We start from the raw sequence: 16,854 nt of genomic DNA, 5'->3' as shown, positions 1-16,854 counted from the left end.
GCAACGGCTCAGCGTTGCACGGCGGTGGTTTTCAACCAGGTCTGAAAGTGCAGCAAGCCAAGGATCGCACCTTCATCCGGGGTCAGTGAGCGGTCGTCGATCGGCGCCCCGAAATAGGTGGCCTCGGGGTCGGCTATCACCTCGCGGGCATCTTGATTGTGCTGCAGGTAGCTGCGCACGAAATCAGCCAGCGGCAGGCGATCAGGGCCGGCGATTTCGAGAGTGCGGTTGGCCGGCGCCTGCTCGGCAAGGTTGGCCAGGGCCAGGGCCACGTCGGATGAGGCCACCGGCTGCAACGCGGCGTTGGTCAGGCGCACGCGGTTGCCGTCGGCACCGGAATAAGCGATGGCGCCCATGAACTCGAAAAATTGCGTAGCGCGCAGGATGGTATAGGGCCTGCCTGAGGCCTTGATCAGCTCTTCCTGGGCCAGCTTGGCGCGAAAGTAGCCACTGTCCTGCATGCGCTCGGTGCCCACCACCGAGAGGGCGATGTGGTGCCGGACCTCGGCCTTTTGCTCGGCGGCCAGCAGGTTGCGCCCGGAGCTCTGGAAAAACGCCAGCACGGCAGCGTCGTCAAAGGACGGCGAGTTGGCCACATCGACCACTACATCGGTGCCCTGCAGCGCTTGCTCCAGGCCTTCGCCGGTGAGGGTATCGACGCCAGTCTTGGGCGAGGCGGCGAGCACCTTGTGGCCGTTGGCGCGCAGGTTGTTGCACAACTGGGTGCCGATCAGGCCGGTACCACCGATCACGACGATTTTCATGGCTGCTGCTCCGCGGGAGGGTCGCAACCCAGTATTTTACGCCGGGTAGCGGTAGGCCGAGCGCCGGCAGACGAGCGTGATCCTGGCTGATCCGGTAAAGTATGCGCCGCTCGAGAGATGGATCCCGGGCCAATTGTCATGGAGTTATGCAGTGAAAAACCTGAGCAAAGTTGTCGCCTGCGGCCTGTTCGTCCTGGCCCTGGCAGGTTGCACCGGCACCCCGATGAAAACCCAGCACTACAACGCCGACCAGTACACCGTGATCGGCCACAGCGAAGCCAGCGCCACCGGTCTGCTGGTACTGGGCGTCATTCCAGTGCGTCAGAACAGCCGCTTCGTGCGCGCCCAGAATGCCGCGATCAAGGCCAAGGGCGGCGACGCGATGATCAACACCCAGGTCCAGGAAAACTGGTTCTGGGCCTGGGTACTGACCGGCTACACCACCCGTGTCTCGGGTGATGTGGTCAAGCTGCACAACGTTCAGTAAGCCCCGCAGCCACCGGTGTAGGAGCGTGCCTGAACCACGACCGCTTCGCGCTCGATCGCGGGGCAAGCCCGCTCCCACAGGATTGGCGCAAGACCCGGCACCGCTGCGCCCAGTTCCGGGTGGCGCGCTCAGATAGCGTATGATCGCCTCTCCTCCCGCAAAGACCCTTACCGCCATGCCACTGAGCAAACGCCAACAGGCGCAGCTTGACCGCCGTCTGGTCGCCACCCTGACCGAAGCCTGCGAGACCGCCAAGGCCGAAATCGTCGGTTTTGCCTGGCTCACCCACCTGGTCGATTACACACGCTTCCCTTCCAGTTTGCAGGTGATCTGGGTTTTCGAAACCCGGGCTGCCAAGGAACACGCCCTGGCCAGCGGACAAGGTGAGCGGATGATCGAGCTGACGGCCTTGGCTTTGCAAGAAGCCGACGTCGAATTGCATCCGCTCGCACCTCACGTGCAGTTCGACATCGAACAGCGCGGCTGACACATGGCCAAGGACATCGAAAACCCCTGCATCGCCGTGTGCCAGTTGAGCGGCGACCTGTGCCTGAGCTGCGGCCGCAGCAAGGACGACATCCGCAAATGGAAGCGCATGAAACGCCCGGAAAAAATGGCTGCCGTGCAGCGCGCCAAGCAGCGGATGAAAAGCCTGAAAAAAGCCAAGGGCTAGCGTTTCAGCCAGCTGCATCCTGAATCAGGAAATCAATAAAGGCCCGCACCCGCAGCGGCACATGCCGGGCGTGGGGGTAGAGCAAAATGAACGGCCGAGCGGCGGTGCGACGCCTCGACTTGAGCCGCGATGGCGTCAACACGATTTGACCTCTTGCAACAACCCCTGCACCACCGCCAACATCCCCTGCTGCGCCATCGCCAATTGCCGGTCGGCACTGCTCCCCTGGGCAACAATCACCTGCGCCCGGGCAAAGCTGCGATCAACGTCAACCCCCTGCGCAGCATCGGCAAACAGCGCTTGCGCCCGCGCCAGCCACTGCCCGGCGCTGCCCTGCCCTTCGTCCTCCAGGCAAATGAACTGCCCATGGCGGCCATGGCGCATGGCCCGCCAGTAGTTCTCCTGGGCAATCCAGTGGGCTTCGCGGCTCAGGTGCACGGTGGTACGTGGTTGCGCCAGATAATGCTCGACCATACAGCGGAACAACCCGGCAATGCACAATGCATCGTCAAGGTTCGGGCAGGCATCGGCGATGCGCAGCTCCACCGTGGGGAAACGCCGCGACGGGCGGATCGCCCACCAGCAGTCAAACCCTTCGCGCAACGACCCGGTGCGCCGCAGCAGGGCCAGGTAGCGCTCGAAGGCCTGCCAGTCATTCAAGCGCTCCGGCAGGCCCATGTGCGGCCATTCCCCGCAGGCCACCTGGCGATAGCTCATGTAGCCGGTCGGCTGGCCTTCCCAGAACGGCGATGAAGTACTGAGCAGCAACACCAGCGGCAACCAGGGTAGCAACTGGTTGATCAGCTGGATGCGGTCGTGTCCGGGCGGTACCCCGACGTGCACATGCAGGCCGCACAACAGGCTGCGCCGGGCCACCTGCTGGTAGTCGTCGAACAACTGGCGAAAGTGTTCGTCGTCAGCAGGCTGCTGCTTGCGCCAGCCGCCCATGGGGTGACTGCCGGCGCTCAACAGGCCGATGCCTTCTTCGGCCAGTACCTGTGCCAGTTGCGTGCGACTGCCGGCGAGAAATTCCCGCGCCTGGGCCAAGCTGCTGAACACCGGAGATGCCACCTCGATCTGGCCCTTGAACATCTCCTGGGCAAAGTGTGCACCAAGTACCTGGCGGCACAGGTCGATCTGCGCCGCCGACGGCGCGGCGAGCATGCGCCCGCTGGCGAGCTCGACCAGCAGGTATTCTTCCTCGATGCCAAAGCCGCAAGGGCTGTTCATCGACGTGTAACGCTCAAGGCCACCGCAGCGATGCGTTCGACCTGCTGGTAACCGGGCTCGAGCAGTTGTTCGCCGAACACGTCGGGGTCCAGTTCATGGTAATGCCAGGCCCAGTCGGCGGACGCCAAAGGCGCTTGCAAAGCTGCCAGGAACGGGTCGCGACCATCAACCATGGCCACCCCGGTGTACAGTAGCAAGGTGCCGCCCGGCGCCAGGCGTGGCAGTGCTTGTTCAACGATCCGCAACGACAGCCCGGCGCCCAGGGCGCCGCCACCATGCCGATAGGCGCGCTCACTGGCGTCGAGCATGTACGGCGGGTTGGCGACAATCAGGTCGAATCTGCCGCTGATGCCCTGGAGCACATCGCTGTGCTCGACCGAGACGTTGGCCAGCTCCGCCAGGGCGACGTTGATAGCGGTCAGGCGCAGGGCCTGCGGGTTGATGTCCACGGCGCTGACCTGCGCATGCCGGCGGGCACGGGCGATCAGCACCGCGCCGACCCCGGCACCGCAACCGATATCCACGGCGTGGTTGATGCTGGCGAAACTTTGCTGCAGGTGCGCTTCGATCAATTGGGCGAAGCGGTAGCTGTCCGGGCCGAAGAACACCGCGTCCGTACTGTCGGTGGGAAAACCGGAGTGAACGAACAGCAGATCATGCAGGCTCGACCAGCGTACCCGGCTGCGCAGCAGCTGTTCATGCTCGTCGAGGATCTGCGCCCGTTGCAGCTGCGCCAGCTCGTCCGCTGACAGCAGCGCGGGCGCAAAGGGCCGGTTCCAGCCGAAAATATCGCGCAGGGTATGAGACTGTTCTGCACCCTCGCGCTGGTTATTGCGCCACTGGGTCAAGGGCGTGACGCTGGTAAAGCGATAGCCATCGGCCAGCAGCCGCCGCCCCAGTTGCAGCAAGGCCTGATCGGCCTGGCGTTGCGCCTCGGTCAATTGCATGGTCAGCCTCCGTTACTGATTGAGCCCAGTCATCTGCGCGTATTTGCGCGTCGCCGCCAGGCCCTGGGGCAAGGCGTGACGAGCCCCGGCCATTTCGCTGATCAGGTAGGCGATCCGCGCCTGCGGCGGCAGGTCATGGAGCTCGCGCTCAAGCGCGCTCACCAGCGCCTCGTCGTGCATCGACACCTCGGCCTTGGCCGGCCCGTGACGAGGGCGGCGCGGCTGCCAGCTGAGCGCGATCCAGTCATGCAGCAGCTGTTTTTCATAGGGGCTGAAGACGCCGAACATCGCTGCTGCCGGGCCGTCGATCAGTTGCCAGAAACGGCTGTCGGCCGGGTCCTGGCCGCGTTTGATCCAGCCCTTTTCCTGCAGGGCGGCGAGAAACCCCGCAATGCTGCCGGGCTCGGCCAGCCACTGGTTGACCGTGCGTCCTTCGATACGGCAGTAATCGGAATGCATGTGCTGGCCAAAACTGCGCTTGCGCTCGAAGGCGACCAGCAGCTCGGCTTCGAGGTCAAACTCGGCAATGATTGTCGCTGAGCCCGGGCCCAGGTCGTTGAGCCGATAGCCTCGCGCCACCCGCCGATAGAACTCGCTGGCACCCTGCGCCGGCCACAGTTGCATCAGTGCCTGCACCGCCTTGCAGGCGTGGCCGCTGCTGGCATTGTCGATGGTCACGTGCAGGCGAAAGTACTGCGGGTCGATGCCCAGCTCGTCCAGCTCGTAAGCGCTGATCAGCAAATGCAGGGGCAGTTGCTCATAGCCCAGGTTGTAGCCGATCACTTCGGGCAGGAACGCCTCGGTGTTGAAGCCCAGCGCCAGTTGCAGCGCACCTTGCAGGTAGCGGTCGTCGCCCAGCGGCAGCTGCTCATGGCAGCCCAGTTCGCTGAGCAGGCGCCGGTAGATCAGCACATGGTTGCAGGCCGGGTCGCCATCACCGAGCTCTTCCAGGTAGATGCGGATCAGGCCGTGGTAGCGCGGGTCGGCCCAGTGCTTGAGCATGCCGAACAGCCAGGCACCATCCACCGCCTTGGTCGGGGCGACGTGCTGGAGAAAATACAGCGCATGGGCGCGGTTGCTGAAGTAACGCCGGGCAGCGCCGGCTTTGCGCTCGGCCAGGTACTGGGCGTATTGCCCGGCCACGGCAGCAGCACGTTCGGCAGTCCATTGGCCAAGTTCGACGGGGTTGGCCGGCAGTTCATCAGGCAAGGCCTCAGCCTGTTGCAATTGCTCGCCGAGCCAGGCGGCGCTGTCGCTCAGCTCGCCCTGCAACAGGGCGTGATAACGCGCTGCATGGCCTGCTCGGCTATCGATGACATGCGGGTCAAGCACGGGTGCGGCGGTCATCACGGTCATGGCGGCAGCCTTCGGCAGTCGGGCGAGAAGTGCCCTCTATGCAAGGGAGCGGTGCGCCGCAACTGAAGTTCAGATCATCTGCGCGGCAAAGGGACGGATGGCAGGCCGGCGCGGTAGAATCGCGCCATTGCCGTTTTTGCCTGGAGTCACCCCTGCCGATGCCCGCCCTCCACCACTTCGTCGCGCCGCCCGCCGAGCCGATCAAAAGCCAGATCCTGCAGATGGTGGTCGACTACCTGACCGACATCAGCAGCGTCGCCCTGGCGCCGAGCAACCCGCTGTACAGCCTGTACCAGTACGGCATCGGCTTCGAAGTGCACCTGTACCTGCAGGCCATGGACGGTTCGCGCGGCATCCCGGTCGAACTGATCGTGGCCCTGGACCTCGACGACCCGGAGCAGGTGGTGGGCTTTTTGCTGTACCTGCCGCTCAAGGATGACCCGCAGGCCTGTTCTGTGGCCTACCTGGCCGTACACGCCAGCCACCGCCGCCAGGGGATTGCCCGGGCCATGCTGGCACAGATGACCGCGCGCTACCCGCAGGCCGAGCTCGGCTGCGTCGCCAGCAAGGTGCCGGTGTTCGAGGCCCTGGGCTTTCAGGTTACCGGTGCGCGCGGCCCGCAGGTGTTGCTGAACACCCACGCCGAGCCCAGCGCCGGCATGGCGGCGGTGCTCGACGTAGCGCCGATCTACCGCACCCTGGAGGTGCAGCAGATCCACAGCTACCTGCTCAAGCAACACGGCAAGCGGGCGATGGTCGATGCCGAAAAGCAGCGCGATCGCCACCTCGACCAGCTCAGCCGCAAAGCTCGGGCCCTGGCCCTCGAGCGCCTGGGTCAAGGGCCGTGGCTGGACGGCGGGCGCGGGCTGCGGCTGGTCTAGTTTTTCACCGCCTGGCTCATCAGCACCTGCAGCACCAAGCCGGTACCCTGCTCCACCTCGCCCTGGCGGCAGGCGATGCCCAGGTGCCGCCAGAGGCCCGGGCGCAACGGGCGCATGCAGATCCGCGGATCATGCTCCGGCGCTGCCGACTCATGGGGCAGCAAGGTCGCGCCATAGCCCGCGGCCACCAGGCTTTTTACCGCGTCGTTGTAGTTGAGCTGGATACGCGCCGGCGGCTGCAGGCCGGCGCTGGCAAACCATTCGCTGGTCACCCGCGACAACTGGGTACTGCTGTCGTTGAGGATCAGCGCCCGGCTGGCCAGCCACGCCGGGCTGATCCGCGCCGGTGGCGACCAGCTGGCGGGGATGAAGGCCATGATCGGATCGCGTCGCCACGGGCGGATCTGCAGGCCCTTGATCGCCGCCTGCGGCAGCGCCACCAGGCCGATGTCGAGGCTGCCGTCGTGCAGGCGCGCCAGCGACTCGCTGGAGGTCAGCACCTGCACCTGCACATCGATGCCAGGGTGCTGCACGCCGAGGATATCCAGCGCCTGCGGCAGCAAATGGGCGATGGCACCGGTGGAAGCGCCCAGGCGTACCCGCCCGGCCAGGCCCTTGACCTGTCGCTGCACATCATCCAGCGCCTGCTCGGCATCGGCCAGCAGGCGCCGTGCGCGTTCGAGCAGGGTTTCACCGATGGCCGTGGGGCGGATCTGCCCGCGCTTGCGCGACAGCAGCGGCGCACCAATGCGCGCCTCGAGGTCGGCAATGTGCAGGCTGACCGTCGGCGGCGCCAGGTTGAGCGCCCGCGCCGCCTGGGCAAAGGAGCCGAGGTCAGCGATCACCACCAGGGTACGCAGACGGTCGAGGCTGATCTCGCGCATGGTTGTATCGTTCAGAAAAGATGAAGTTGAGCATCATGATATTCAAATTTTCTTTCGTCCAGCCGCAGGTGAAGATGGCTGCACATTTGTCACCTATGCACGAGAGCCCCCATGCACCAGCCCCTGGTTTTTATCGACGGCGACCAAGGCACCACCGGCCTGCAGATCCACGCCCGCCTCAACGCTCGCAACGACCTGCGTCTGCTGACCCTGCCGGCGGGCGAGCGCAAGAACCTGCACCTGCGCGCCGAAGCCATCAACAGCGCCGACGTGGCGATCCTGTGCCTGCCCGATGACGCCGCCCGTGAAGCGGTGGCGGCCATCGTCAACCCGCAGGTGCGGGTGATCGACGCCAGCTCCGCGCACCGCACCACCCCGGGTTGGGTGTATGGCTTGCCGGAGCTGGATGAAGAGCAGGCCGAGCGCATTGCCCAGGCCAAGCGGGTCAGCAACCCAGGCTGCTACCCGACCGGCGCCATTGCCTTGTTGCGGCCATTGATTGGCGCAGGCCTGGTGCCAGCGGACTATCCGCTGACGGTGAACGCGGTATCGGGCTATTCCGGTGGCGGCCGGGCGGCGGTCGAACGTCATGAAGGGCCCGATGCACACACAGCCCAGGGCGTGCTGGTGTATGGCTTGCACCTGGACCACAAGCATGTGCCGGAGATCCAGCAGCATGCCGGTTTGTCGCAGCGGCCGGTGTTTGTGCCCAGCTATGGCAGCTACCGCCAGGGCATCGTCCTGACCATCGCCCTGCAGACCCGGTTGCTGCCGGCGGGCGTGAGCGCCGAGCGGTTGCAGGCGTGCCTGGCCGAGCATTACCACGGCGCCCGGTATGTACAGGTGGCGCCGCTGCAGTTGGGCGCCTCGGCAGTACAACTGGACCCGCAAGCAGTCAACGACAGCAACGACCTGCGCCTGGCGGTGTTTGCCAATGAAGAGCACGGCCAGGTATTGCTGACGGCGGTGTTCGACAACCTCGGCAAAGGTGCGTCGGGGGCGGCGGTGCAGAACCTGGAACTGATGCTGGCGGCGATGGGCTGAGTAACGGGGCTGCTAGGCCAGTTCCCACAGGTCTGGTGCACACAGGACTATTGTGGAAGCCGGCCTTGCCGGCGATGGAGCGCGAAGCGGCCCCTCATTTGTTTGAAAATCGACGGCACTGGCGCCATGCTCAGCGGTCTGCCACTTACGCGGATCGCTCAGCAGGGAAGAATATCGTCATGTGTGCAAAACCAGTAGTCAGTGCCAACCCCGCCGGTTGTGTGCGGGTGCGCGGCGCCCGTGAGCACAACCTGAAGAATGTCGACGTCGACATTCCCCGCGACGCGCTGGTGGTGTTCACCGGGGTGTCGGGCTCGGGCAAGTCGTCGCTGGCGTTCTCCACCTTGTATGCCGAAGCCCAGCGCCGCTATTTCGAATCGGTGGCGCCCTACGCGCGGCGCTTGATCGATCAGGTCGGGGTGCCGGCAGTGGATTCCATCGAAGGCCTGCCGCCGGCGGTGGCCCTGCAGCAGCAACGCGGCACGCCCAGCGCGCGCTCGTCGGTCGGCAGCGTCACCACCCTGTCGAGCCTGATCCGCATGCTCTACTCGCGCGCCGGCAGCTACCCGGCCGAGCAGCCGATGCTGTTCGCCGAAGACTTCTCGGCCAATACCCCGCAAGGCGCCTGCGCCGAATGCCATGGCCTGGGCCGGGTGTTCGATGTCAGCGAGGCGTCGATGGTGCCCGACCCGTCGCTGACCATTCGTGAACGGGCGGTGGCGTCCTGGCCCATGGCCTGGCAGGGGCAGAACCTGCGCGACATCCTCGTGACCCTCGGCTATGACGTCGACATCCCCTGGCGCGACCTGCCCCAGGCGCAGCGCGACTGGATTCTCTTCACCGAAGAAACCCCGACGGTGCCGGTGTACGCCGGCCTGACCCCGGCGCAAACCCGCCAGGCGCTCAAGCGCAAACTCGAACCCAGCTACCAGGGCACCTTCAGCGGTGCCCGGCGCTACGTGCTGCACACCTTCACCCATTCGCAAAGTGCGCTGATGCGCAAGCGCGTGTCCGCCTTCATGCGCGCCAGCCCCTGCCCGGCCTGCGCCGGCAAGCGTCTGAAAGCCGAGGCGCTGACGGTGACCTTTGCCGGCAAGGACATTACTGAGCTGTCGCGCCTGCCACTGCTTGACCTGGCCGAACTGCTCAAGACCGTCGCCAATACCGATTACCTCAAGCAGCCTGAAGAAGCCGGCGCTGTGCTCAGCCACGCGCAAACCCGCCAGGCCCGCGAGCAACGCGCCGCCCGCGGCGACAACCCCCATGAAGGCGGTGCGGATGTGCGCCACACGCCCAACCTGTCGGTGGAAAAACGCCTGGCTGCGCAGCGCATCGCCGCCGAGTTGCTGGAGCGCATCAGCACCCTGATCGACCTGGGCCTGGGCTACCTGGACCTGGAACGCAGCACACCGACCTTGTCGTCGGGCGAGCTGCAACGCCTGCGCCTGGCCACCCAGCTCAACTCGCAGCTGTTCGGGGTGATCTACGTGCTCGACGAGCCCTCGGCCGGGCTGCATCCGGCTGATAGCGAAGCGCTGTTCACGGCCTTGCAGCGGCTCAAGCAGGCGGGCAACTCGGTGTATGTGGTCGAGCATGACCTGGACACCATGCGCCGCGCCGACTGGCTGGTGGACGTCGGCCCGGACGCCGGCGAGCACGGCGGCCAGGTGCTGTACAGCGGCCCGCCGGCAGGCCTGGCCAAGGTCGAGGCCTCGCGCACCCGCACTTACCTGTTCAACGAAAATCCCCCCCAGGTTCGCCCGCCGCGCACGCCCCAGGCATGGCTGCAACTTGAAGGCGTCACCCGCAACAACCTCGAGCAACTGGCGGTGGCCTTCCCGCTCGGCTGCTTCAGCGCGGTCACCGGGATTTCCGGCTCAGGCAAATCGAGCCTGGTCAGCCAGGCGCTGCTCGACCTGCTCGGCGAGCACCTGGGCCAGGCCCGCAGTCAGGAGGATGTCGCAGAACAGAGCCTGGAAGACCCACCCGAACAAACCAGCGACGGCTGGATCAGCGCCGGCCTTGAGCATATCCGCCGCCTGGTGCCGGTGGACCAGAAGCCCATCGGCCGCACGCCGCGCTCGAACCTGGCGACCTACACCGGCCTGTTCGATCACGTGCGCAAGCTGTTTGCGGCAACGCCCGATGCACAAGCCCAAGGTTTCGATGCCGGGCAGTTCTCGTTCAACGTCGCCAAGGGCCGCTGCGAGACCTGCGAAGGCGAAGGCTTTGTCAGCGTCGAGCTATTGTTCATGCCCAGTGTCTATGCGCCCTGCCCGACCTGCCATGGCGACCGCTACAACCCCCAGACCCTGGCCATCACCTGGCAAGACTTGAACATCGCCCAGGTACTGCAACTGACCGTCGACCAGGCCAGCCAGCGCTTTGCCGAACAGCCAGCGATCAGCCGCGCCCTGCGGGTGCTGCAAGACATCGGCCTGGGTTATTTGCGCCTGGGCCAGCCGGCCACCGAGCTGTCGGGCGGCGAAGCCCAGCGCATCAAGCTGGCCACCGAGCTGCAACGCCTGGCCCGCGGCGCCACCCTCTACGTGCTGGACGAACCCACCACCGGCCTGCACCCGCAGGACATCGACCGTTTGCTGGTGCAACTGCAGCGCCTGGTCGAGGCCGGGCACACGGTGATCGTGGTCGAGCACGACATGCGCGTGGTGGCCCAGAGCGACTGGGTGATCGATATCGGCCCCGGGGCCGGTAGCGCCGGCGGCAAGGTGGTGGTCAGCGGGCCGCCAGCGCAGGTGGCGGCGTGCAAGGACAGCCACACGGCGGGATTCCTCGCCAGGGCGCTGGCTTGCGATCGGCAAATTACGTAGCATCCTGCGCTTTTTGCCCCGGCAGCACCCCGCTGCCGGGCCGCTCTTCAGGTAAGTCATGAGAACAACCCCGCTACGCGCCGATGTCCTGGCAGGACTCACCACAGCCTTCGCCCTGGTGCCCGAGTGCATCGCCTTCGCCCTGGTGGCGCACCTCAACCCGTTGATGGGCCTGTATGGCGCCTTCATCATCTGCACCCTGACCGCCCTGCTCGGCGGGCGCCCGGGGATGATTTCCGGCGCGGCCGGGTCCATGGCCGTGGTCATCGTCGCCCTGGTGGTCACCCACGGCGTGCAGTACCTGCTGGCGACGGTGCTGCTCGGCGGGCTGATCATGATCGCCTTCGGCCTGCTGCGCCTGGGCAAACTGGTGCGCATGGTGCCGTATTCGGTGATGCTCGGCTTCGTCAACGGCCTGGCGATCATCATTGCCCTGGCCCAGCTTGAGCACTTCAAGGCCGATGGCGCCTGGCTCAGCGGTGCACCGCTGTACCTGATGCTGGGGCTAGTGGCCCTGACCATGGCGATTGTCTACCTGTTGCCGCGCCTGACCCGCAGCGTGCCGCCGGCGTTAATCGCCATTCTCGGCGTCGGTGCCGGCGTCTACCTGCTCGACCTGCCGACCCGCACCCTCGGCGATCTTGCCCACATCGCCGGCGGCCTGCCGGCCTGGAGCTGGCCGCAGGTGCCGTGGAACCTCGAAACCCTGCAGGTCATCGCCCCCTACGCACTGCTCATGGCCCTGGTCGGCCTGCTGGAAACCCTGCTGACCCTGAACCTCACCGATGAAATCACCGAGACCCGCGGCCACCCCGACCGCGAATGCGTAGCCCTGGGCGTGGCCAACATGACCAGCGGGCTGTTCGGCGGCATGGGCGGTTGCGCGATGATCGGCCAGACCGCCATCAACCTGAGCTCCGGCGGCCGAGGGCGGCTGTCGGGAGTGGTTGCCGGGGTGATGATCCTGATGTTCGTGCTGTTCCTGTCTCCGCTGATCGAGCGCATTCCGCTGGCAGCGCTGGTCGGGGTGATGTTCGTGGTGGCCCAGCAGACCTTCTCGTGGGCGTCGTTGCGGGTGCTGCACAAGGTGCCGGTCAACGATGTGCTGGCGATCATCGCTGTGACCCTGGTCACAGTGTTTACCGACCTTGCCACTGCGGTGCTGTGCGGCATCGTCATCGCCGCGCTCAATTTTGCCTGGCAACAGGCCCGTGAGCTGTATGCCGACAGCCACGACGAAAGCGACGACAGCAAACTGTACAAGGTCCACGGCACCCTGTTCTTCGCCTCGACCACGCCGTTCCTCAACCAGTTCGACCCGGCCAATGACCCGCCTCAGGTGACCCTCGACTGCCGTCACCTGAACGTTGTCGACTACTCGGCGATCGCCGCGCTCAAGACCCTGCGCGAGCGCTATAGCAACAACGGCAAGCACCTGCGCGTGGTGCACCTGTCCGAACGCTGCAAGCAATTGCTCAAGCGCGCCGGGCTTGAGCACTAGGGCGGTTTACGGCGCGCCGAACATCGCTGTCCAGTAGATCCCGGCGTCGCTTTTGGGGTCGACCGCATAAGCTGCGCCCAGCTCGCTGAACTGCGGGTTCATCAGGTTGGCGCAGTGGCCGGGGCTGGCCAGCCAGCCATCGACCACCTTGCGCGGGGTGTCCTGGCCGGCGGCGATGTTCTCGCCGACCTGCTGGCCGGCATACCCGGCAAGCTCGGCGCGATCCCCCGGAGTGCGACCGTCGCGGTCCTTGTGATCGAAGAAGTTGTTGTTGGCCATGGCCCGCGTGTGGCTTTCGGCGGCGCCGGCCAGGGTAGTGTTCCAGGCCAGCGCCGTGGTCGCATTGAACGCTTGGCCGCCGCACTGGCGGGCCTGGCTACGCGCTGTGTTGATCATCTCCAGGACCTTCTGCCCTTCGGCCTGCCAGTCGCCCAGGCGCCCGGCCAGCAGCGGCCGCGCCAGCACGATGCGCCAGTCGCGGCCCTCGCGGCTGACGCCGACATCAACGAACTGCGGGTCGAGTACCACCTGGCAGAAGCTTTCGCGCACCGCCTGCATCGCCGCCGGCGCATCGCGCGGCCCGGACAGGCTGATGGCCTGGACGTTGACCATCGGGTAGCTGTTTTGCGCCAAAGCCTCGCGCAGGTCGCCCATGCTGTTGGCCGGCAGCATCAGGCGCGGGTCGCTGGCCAGCGGCGGCAGCTCCATCGACCCCTGGCCTGCGCAACGCTGGGCCTGGCTGCGGTAGGCGTTGATCGACTCGATCAGCTGCGACTCGTCGCTGGCCTGGGCGGTCACGCTAAACGCCAGGCCCAGCGACAACAACGCCAGCGGTGCAACAGGTGAAGTGACGCGCATGGAAATCTCCCTTGAACGGACTGCGTAGATGATGCCCGAAGTTGCCCGTCGTCTGACAGCGGGAATGTTTTGAGCGCGGCGCGGTCGATCCTGTAACGGGAAGTTCCACTCCCAGGCCAATCAAAGGTTCGAGCATGCGCCTGCTAACACTTGCAACTTGCCTGGTACTGACGTTTTCCAGCGCCCTGACATTGGCGGCCGACTCCAAGGCCCAGGTGGCCGAAGAAAAAGCCCAGGTGCTGGAGCAAAAAGCTGCCAGCCACCCCGATGCCCCACCCGCGCCCAAATCCCAAGCCATCACCAAGACCGAAGTCCAGGCCGTCGACCCGGCTGGTGCAGCCGCGCTGGATGATGCCATCACCTGTCTTGCGCGCAGCATCTACTGGGAGTCCAAGGGCGGCGAATCAGCCGACATGGAGGCGGTGGCCAATGTGGTGATGAACCGGGTTGGCCACGCGGGCTTTCCCGATTCGGTCTGCGGCGTGGTCAAGCAGGGCTCGGAGACCGGCGCCTGCCAGTTCTCCTGGTGGTGCGATGGGCGCTCGGACGCTGTCCAGGAAGAGGTGCGCTACACCCTGGCCAAGGAAATCGCACGCAAGGCACTAAACAAACAACTGCCGGATCGCACCGGTGGCGCCCTGTACTTTCACGACCGCCATGTGCGCCCCGACTGGTCGAAGACCTTTGCCCGAACAGCCGAGACCAGCGAGTTTCTGTTCTACAAGCCGCGCAACGGCGAGTCGCACTAGCTCAATAGAAGTCGTAGTAGATCGTCCACTCGCCGCTGTCGCGGTGCTTGAAGAACATCAGGCTGCCGCTGTCGATCACGTTGAGGTTGATCTTGGCATCGGATGAGACCTGGAAGACGAACTCAAAGCCGTCGCCCGGGTCCACGCCCGACTGACAGAACGACGGATAGCCGCCAATCTTGTGCTCGTAGGCGTGGGTGATGACCTCGTAGTAGCACTCGATGTCCCCTGCCTGTTCGAGCTTGACGATCTCGGTGACCAATTCATCCGGAACACCGCCGCCGTCCCACAGCGGATAGTCCTCGGCGAGTTTTTCAGCGCGCAGCGGGAAGGCCTTGAGAAAGGAGTTGGCGACCGGCAGGTCCTTGCGCACCAGCTCGTCGTCGGCGCGGTATTCGCGGATCAGCCAGTTGTTGCCCATGGGCTCGAATTCATCCGGGAACGGGTAACCGACGAACAGGGTGAGAACGCGGATGTCCTTGAGCAGCGGGCTGCTGAACGGCAGGCTCGGCAGGTGGAACTGGGCCACGGGCAACAGCGGCTCGCCAGCGGCGTTGGTCGGTACGCCCTCGTCGGGGCCGTAGAGGAACACCCGGCCGAGCCAGCTTTCTTCATCGCTGTTGGTCGGGCGAAAGCCGCCGGCGAAAAAGCGCATGGCGGGTTTGGCCAGGCGTTGTTTGATTTCTTGAATGTCCATATTTCTCGTCCGCTTAATAATGCCCTATCGCGGGTCAAGCCCGCTCCTACAGGGGGGTGAGCAGCCTGTGGGAGCGGGCTTGCCCCGCGATGCAATTTAACTGCGCAGCACCATCGCCTTGATGGTTTCGAACAACTCCTGCTGCGCCTGCTCCGCCGTAATCTCACGGTTCGCCGCAGAATGAGACAACGCCTCTGCCGCGCCGATCATCGCCCGCAATCCGGCCACGCCAATCGCGCCACTGGCACTGAACGGCGCCAGCAGCGCCCGGCATTTTTCCATGAACACTGCCTCGTACTCGCGCTTGATCTGTTCAAGCTCTGGCGAGCTGGCCAGCGCAGCAATCACTCCGGGTATCTCCCGGCCCTGGGTCAACACGCAGTCGACGTAGCAATTGGCAAGCACTGCAGCGCTGCTCTCAAGCGTCGGCTCGCAGGCGGCCAGGGCGGCGTCCATCACCGCAGTCTGGCGCTCGTCGTAACACTGGTATAACGCCGCCAGCAAGCCTGAGCGGGTACCAAAATGGTCATACACCACCGGCTTTGTAACCCCGGCCAATTCCGCCAGTCGGCCCAGGGTCAGCGCCTCGGTACCCTCTTCGCGGACCAGGCGCCAAGCCACCTCAAGCAGTTGTTGCTGACGGTCTTCGCGCGACAGACGCCGACGAGGTTGCGCATCGCTTGACATGCTTACCTACCAAAAGTAACTTACCAAAGGTAACTTGTGCTCAGTTTACAAGCCTTATCCTTTCCCCGCAATCCGCAGGAGCCCTTGCCATGCACGCGCTTGTTGTTGTCGCTCATCATGACCCGCAGTCACTCACCCACAGCCTGGCCGCCAAGGTGGTCGAAGGCCTGGCACAAAACGGCCATAGCGCCGAGCTCGCCGACCTGTTCGCCGAAGGTTTCAACCCGGTGTTCGCCGCCGCCGACCACGCGGTTCATCACCGCACCGCAGCACCTGGCGCCGATGTGCTGGCCGAGCAGGCGCGCATCGACCGCAGCGATGCGCTGGTGCTGGTGTTTCCGGTGTATTGGTGGTCAATGCCGGCGCTGCTCAAAGGCTGGATCGACCGGGTATTCAGCAATGGCTGGGCGTTCGACTTCAGCACCGAAGCGCCGATGGTAAAAATGCTGGGCCGCTTGAACGTGCACCTGGTGGGCGTTGGCGGCGCCGATGCGGCAACCTTCAGCAAGCATGGCTACGGGCAGGCGATGAAGACCCAGATCGATCACGGCATCTTCGATTATTGCGGCGCCCGCGTGGTGAGCTCGACCCTGCTGCTGGAATCGGAAAGCGCCGACCCCGGCGCCCACCTGCAGCGCATGTTCGAGCACGGCCGCAGATTGTTCGCCGAGGTCGCCGAACCCGCCTGAAGCGCCTTACTTGCTGTCGCGGCGCTCGTTGATCCACTTCACCACCTGGGTGGAAAACTCCGCCGGTGCCTTGCGCCCCAGGCGCCGCGACAGGTCGAGGATAGTCTGCTGGGCCAGGGCTTCTTCCATGCGTTTTTGTGCGGTGAGCATCACCGCGTGAATGGCGCAGGTGCCATCGATGGCCCAGGCCGGCGGCGCGCCGTCGAACAAGGTGCAGCGGTCACGCACGTCGCGACAATCAAAGATCGCCTTGTGCCCGTCGATGGCCGTGACGATATCCAGCACGGTGATTTCATCCGCCGGCCGGGCCAGCCGGAAGCCACCCCGCACACCCTCGGTGGCCACCACCAGCCTGGCCTTGGCCAGCTTGGTAAAGACCTTGGCCAGGTATTCATGGGGCACCCCCTGCAGCTCGGCCAGGTCACGCACACTGGCTTCCCGGCTTTCGCCCAGGTCGTCGACCAGAAACAGCAGGCAGTGCAAGCCGTACTCGACGCCGGCGCTATACAGGGACATGACCATCTCCGACTTGATTTGTCGCCAATACTAGCAGTTCATCCTGACCACCAGCAAATC

18 protein-coding genes and 1 pseudogene are annotated in these 16,854 nt (G+C 65.2%); 9 read left to right on the top strand and 10 right to left on the bottom strand.

The features are described 5' to 3' along the window. Positions 1-8: 8 nt before the first annotated feature. Complete coding sequence (locus tag UB48_RS23150) at positions 9-764, bottom strand: SDR family oxidoreductase (protein ID WP_045201279.1); 756 nt, start codon at positions 762-764, stop codon at positions 9-11. A 151-nt stretch (positions 765-915) separates the two neighbouring features. Here UB48_RS23150 and UB48_RS23145 point away from each other — a divergent pair, with 151 nt between their 5' ends. From UB48_RS23145 to UB48_RS23135, 3 genes are all read left to right on the top strand, one after another. Further along, positions 916-1,251, top strand: a complete 336-nt coding sequence (locus tag UB48_RS23145) for a hypothetical protein (protein ID WP_038994655.1) — start codon at positions 916-918, stop codon at positions 1,249-1,251. A 175-nt stretch (positions 1,252-1,426) separates the two neighbouring features. Next, entirely contained in the window at positions 1,427-1,738 is a 312-nt protein-coding gene (locus UB48_RS23140; protein ID WP_045201278.1) for a hypothetical protein, read from the top strand. Between the two features lie 3 nt (positions 1,739-1,741). Further along, the gene (locus tag UB48_RS23135; protein WP_045201277.1) at positions 1,742-1,924 is read left to right on the top strand and encodes a DUF1289 domain-containing protein; all 183 of its coding nucleotides are present in this window, start codon (positions 1,742-1,744) and stop codon (positions 1,922-1,924) included. A 4-nt stretch (positions 1,925-1,928) separates the two neighbouring features. On the opposite strand, the pseudogene UB48_RS28240 reads toward UB48_RS23135, so the two are convergent. The 4 genes and pseudogenes from UB48_RS28240 to UB48_RS23120 all read right to left on the bottom strand — a co-directional run. After that, positions 1,929-2,024: pseudogene (locus UB48_RS28240) on the bottom strand (LysR family transcriptional regulator); the annotation flags it as partial. Positions 2,025-2,059: 35 nt separating this feature from the next. Next, on the bottom strand, positions 2,060-3,154 hold the full coding sequence (locus UB48_RS23130; RefSeq protein WP_045201276.1) for a carboxylate-amine ligase: 1,095 nt from the start codon (positions 3,152-3,154) through the stop codon (positions 2,060-2,062). Beyond that, a complete protein-coding gene (locus UB48_RS23125; RefSeq protein WP_045201275.1) occupies positions 3,151-4,101 on the bottom strand; it encodes a class I SAM-dependent methyltransferase in 951 nt (316 codons plus the stop codon). Before UB48_RS23125 ends, UB48_RS23130 begins: the two co-directional genes overlap by 4 nt. A gap of 12 nt (positions 4,102-4,113) precedes the next feature. Beyond that, positions 4,114-5,448: an iron-containing redox enzyme family protein gene (locus UB48_RS23120; RefSeq protein ID WP_045201335.1), complete on the bottom strand. Its 1,335-nt coding sequence runs from the start codon at positions 5,446-5,448 to the stop codon at positions 4,114-4,116. A 167-nt stretch (positions 5,449-5,615) separates the two neighbouring features. Between UB48_RS23120 and UB48_RS23115 the strand changes: the two genes are divergently transcribed. Beyond that, positions 5,616-6,338, top strand: coding sequence for a GNAT family N-acetyltransferase (locus UB48_RS23115; RefSeq protein ID WP_045201274.1), 723 nt, complete (start codon positions 5,616-5,618; stop codon positions 6,336-6,338). On the opposite strand, the gene UB48_RS23110 is transcribed toward UB48_RS23115, so the two are convergent. Further along, the gene (locus UB48_RS23110) at positions 6,335-7,222 is read right to left on the bottom strand and encodes a LysR family transcriptional regulator (protein ID WP_045201273.1); all 888 of its coding nucleotides are present in this window, start codon (positions 7,220-7,222) and stop codon (positions 6,335-6,337) included. The genes UB48_RS23115 and UB48_RS23110 overlap by 4 nt on opposite strands. A 111-nt stretch (positions 7,223-7,333) precedes the next feature. Here UB48_RS23110 and argC point away from each other — a divergent pair, with 111 nt between their 5' ends. From argC to UB48_RS23095, 3 genes are all read left to right on the top strand, one after another. Continuing rightward, positions 7,334-8,266, top strand: coding sequence for an N-acetyl-gamma-glutamyl-phosphate reductase (gene argC, locus UB48_RS23105; protein WP_045201272.1), 933 nt, complete (start codon positions 7,334-7,336; stop codon positions 8,264-8,266). A 179-nt stretch (positions 8,267-8,445) separates the two neighbouring features. Continuing rightward, positions 8,446-11,097 (top strand): excinuclease ABC subunit UvrA, encoded by a 2,652-nt coding sequence (locus tag UB48_RS23100; protein ID WP_045201271.1) that lies wholly within the window; start codon positions 8,446-8,448, stop codon positions 11,095-11,097. A 58-nt stretch (positions 11,098-11,155) separates the two neighbouring features. Then, positions 11,156-12,598 (top strand): SulP family inorganic anion transporter, encoded by a 1,443-nt coding sequence (locus UB48_RS23095; RefSeq protein ID WP_045201270.1) that lies wholly within the window; start codon positions 11,156-11,158, stop codon positions 12,596-12,598. Positions 12,599-12,604: 6 nt separating this feature from the next. Here UB48_RS23095 and UB48_RS23090 read toward each other — a convergent pair whose 3' ends face one another. Beyond that, positions 12,605-13,456 (bottom strand): CAP domain-containing protein, encoded by an 852-nt coding sequence (locus UB48_RS23090; protein WP_045201269.1) that lies wholly within the window; start codon positions 13,454-13,456, stop codon positions 12,605-12,607. A 134-nt stretch (positions 13,457-13,590) separates the two neighbouring features. Here UB48_RS23090 and UB48_RS23085 point away from each other — a divergent pair, with 134 nt between their 5' ends. Beyond that, on the top strand, positions 13,591-14,205 hold the full coding sequence (locus UB48_RS23085; RefSeq protein WP_045201268.1) for a cell wall hydrolase: 615 nt from the start codon (positions 13,591-13,593) through the stop codon (positions 14,203-14,205). 1 nt (position 14,206) lies between these two features. Here the strand turns inward: UB48_RS23085 and UB48_RS23080 are convergent, their stop codons facing one another. Next, positions 14,207-14,902 (bottom strand): DUF1963 domain-containing protein, encoded by a 696-nt coding sequence (locus UB48_RS23080; protein ID WP_045201267.1) that lies wholly within the window; start codon positions 14,900-14,902, stop codon positions 14,207-14,209. Between the two features lie 96 nt (positions 14,903-14,998). Continuing rightward, positions 14,999-15,589: a TetR/AcrR family transcriptional regulator gene (locus UB48_RS23075; RefSeq protein WP_045201266.1), complete on the bottom strand. Its 591-nt coding sequence runs from the start codon at positions 15,587-15,589 to the stop codon at positions 14,999-15,001. A gap of 89 nt (positions 15,590-15,678) precedes the next feature. Here UB48_RS23075 and UB48_RS23070 point away from each other — a divergent pair, with 89 nt between their 5' ends. Beyond that, positions 15,679-16,278, top strand: coding sequence for an NAD(P)H-dependent oxidoreductase (locus UB48_RS23070; protein WP_045201265.1), 600 nt, complete (start codon positions 15,679-15,681; stop codon positions 16,276-16,278). 6 nt (positions 16,279-16,284) lie between these two features. Here UB48_RS23070 and UB48_RS23065 read toward each other — a convergent pair whose 3' ends face one another. Beyond that, entirely contained in the window at positions 16,285-16,794 is a 510-nt protein-coding gene (locus tag UB48_RS23065) for an Rrf2 family transcriptional regulator (RefSeq protein WP_045201334.1), read from the bottom strand. Positions 16,795-16,854 lie beyond the last annotated feature (60 nt).

Origin of the sequence: Pseudomonas sp. 2(2015) (assembly GCF_000955865.1) — a bacterium.
In the GTDB taxonomy this organism is placed as follows: domain Bacteria; phylum Pseudomonadota; class Gammaproteobacteria; order Pseudomonadales; family Pseudomonadaceae; genus Aquipseudomonas.
Note: the sequence above shows the minus strand (reverse complement) of the source record. Positions and strands in the feature narration are given on the sequence as shown.

Coding starts and splice junctions, on each gene's coding strand:
- UB48_RS23150 (WP_045201279.1), bottom strand. CDS start 764: ATGAAAATCGTCGTGATCGGTGGTACCGGCCTGATCGGCACCCAGTTG.
- UB48_RS23120 (WP_045201335.1), bottom strand. CDS start 5,448: ATGACCGCCGCACCCGTGCTTGACCCGCATGTCATCGATAGCCGAGCA.
- UB48_RS23125 (WP_045201275.1), bottom strand. CDS start 4,101: ATGCAATTGACCGAGGCGCAACGCCAGGCCGATCAGGCCTTGCTGCAA.
- UB48_RS23075 (WP_045201266.1), bottom strand. CDS start 15,589: ATGTCAAGCGATGCGCAACCTCGTCGGCGTCTGTCGCGCGAAGACCGT.
- UB48_RS23065 (WP_045201334.1), bottom strand. CDS start 16,794: ATGTCCCTGTATAGCGCCGGCGTCGAGTACGGCTTGCACTGCCTGCTG.
- UB48_RS23085 (WP_045201268.1), top strand. CDS start 13,591: ATGCGCCTGCTAACACTTGCAACTTGCCTGGTACTGACGTTTTCCAGC.
- UB48_RS23110 (WP_045201273.1), bottom strand. CDS start 7,222: ATGCGCGAGATCAGCCTCGACCGTCTGCGTACCCTGGTGGTGATCGCT.
- UB48_RS23140 (WP_045201278.1), top strand. CDS start 1,427: ATGCCACTGAGCAAACGCCAACAGGCGCAGCTTGACCGCCGTCTGGTC.
- UB48_RS23135 (WP_045201277.1), top strand. CDS start 1,742: ATGGCCAAGGACATCGAAAACCCCTGCATCGCCGTGTGCCAGTTGAGC.
- UB48_RS23095 (WP_045201270.1), top strand. CDS start 11,156: ATGAGAACAACCCCGCTACGCGCCGATGTCCTGGCAGGACTCACCACA.
- UB48_RS23080 (WP_045201267.1), bottom strand. CDS start 14,902: ATGGACATTCAAGAAATCAAACAACGCCTGGCCAAACCCGCCATGCGC.
- argC (WP_045201272.1), top strand. CDS start 7,334: ATGCACCAGCCCCTGGTTTTTATCGACGGCGACCAAGGCACCACCGGC.
- UB48_RS23090 (WP_045201269.1), bottom strand. CDS start 13,456: ATGCGCGTCACTTCACCTGTTGCACCGCTGGCGTTGTTGTCGCTGGGC.
- UB48_RS23100 (WP_045201271.1), top strand. CDS start 8,446: ATGTGTGCAAAACCAGTAGTCAGTGCCAACCCCGCCGGTTGTGTGCGG.
- UB48_RS23070 (WP_045201265.1), top strand. CDS start 15,679: ATGCACGCGCTTGTTGTTGTCGCTCATCATGACCCGCAGTCACTCACC.
- UB48_RS23115 (WP_045201274.1), top strand. CDS start 5,616: ATGCCCGCCCTCCACCACTTCGTCGCGCCGCCCGCCGAGCCGATCAAA.
- UB48_RS23130 (WP_045201276.1), bottom strand. CDS start 3,154: ATGAACAGCCCTTGCGGCTTTGGCATCGAGGAAGAATACCTGCTGGTC.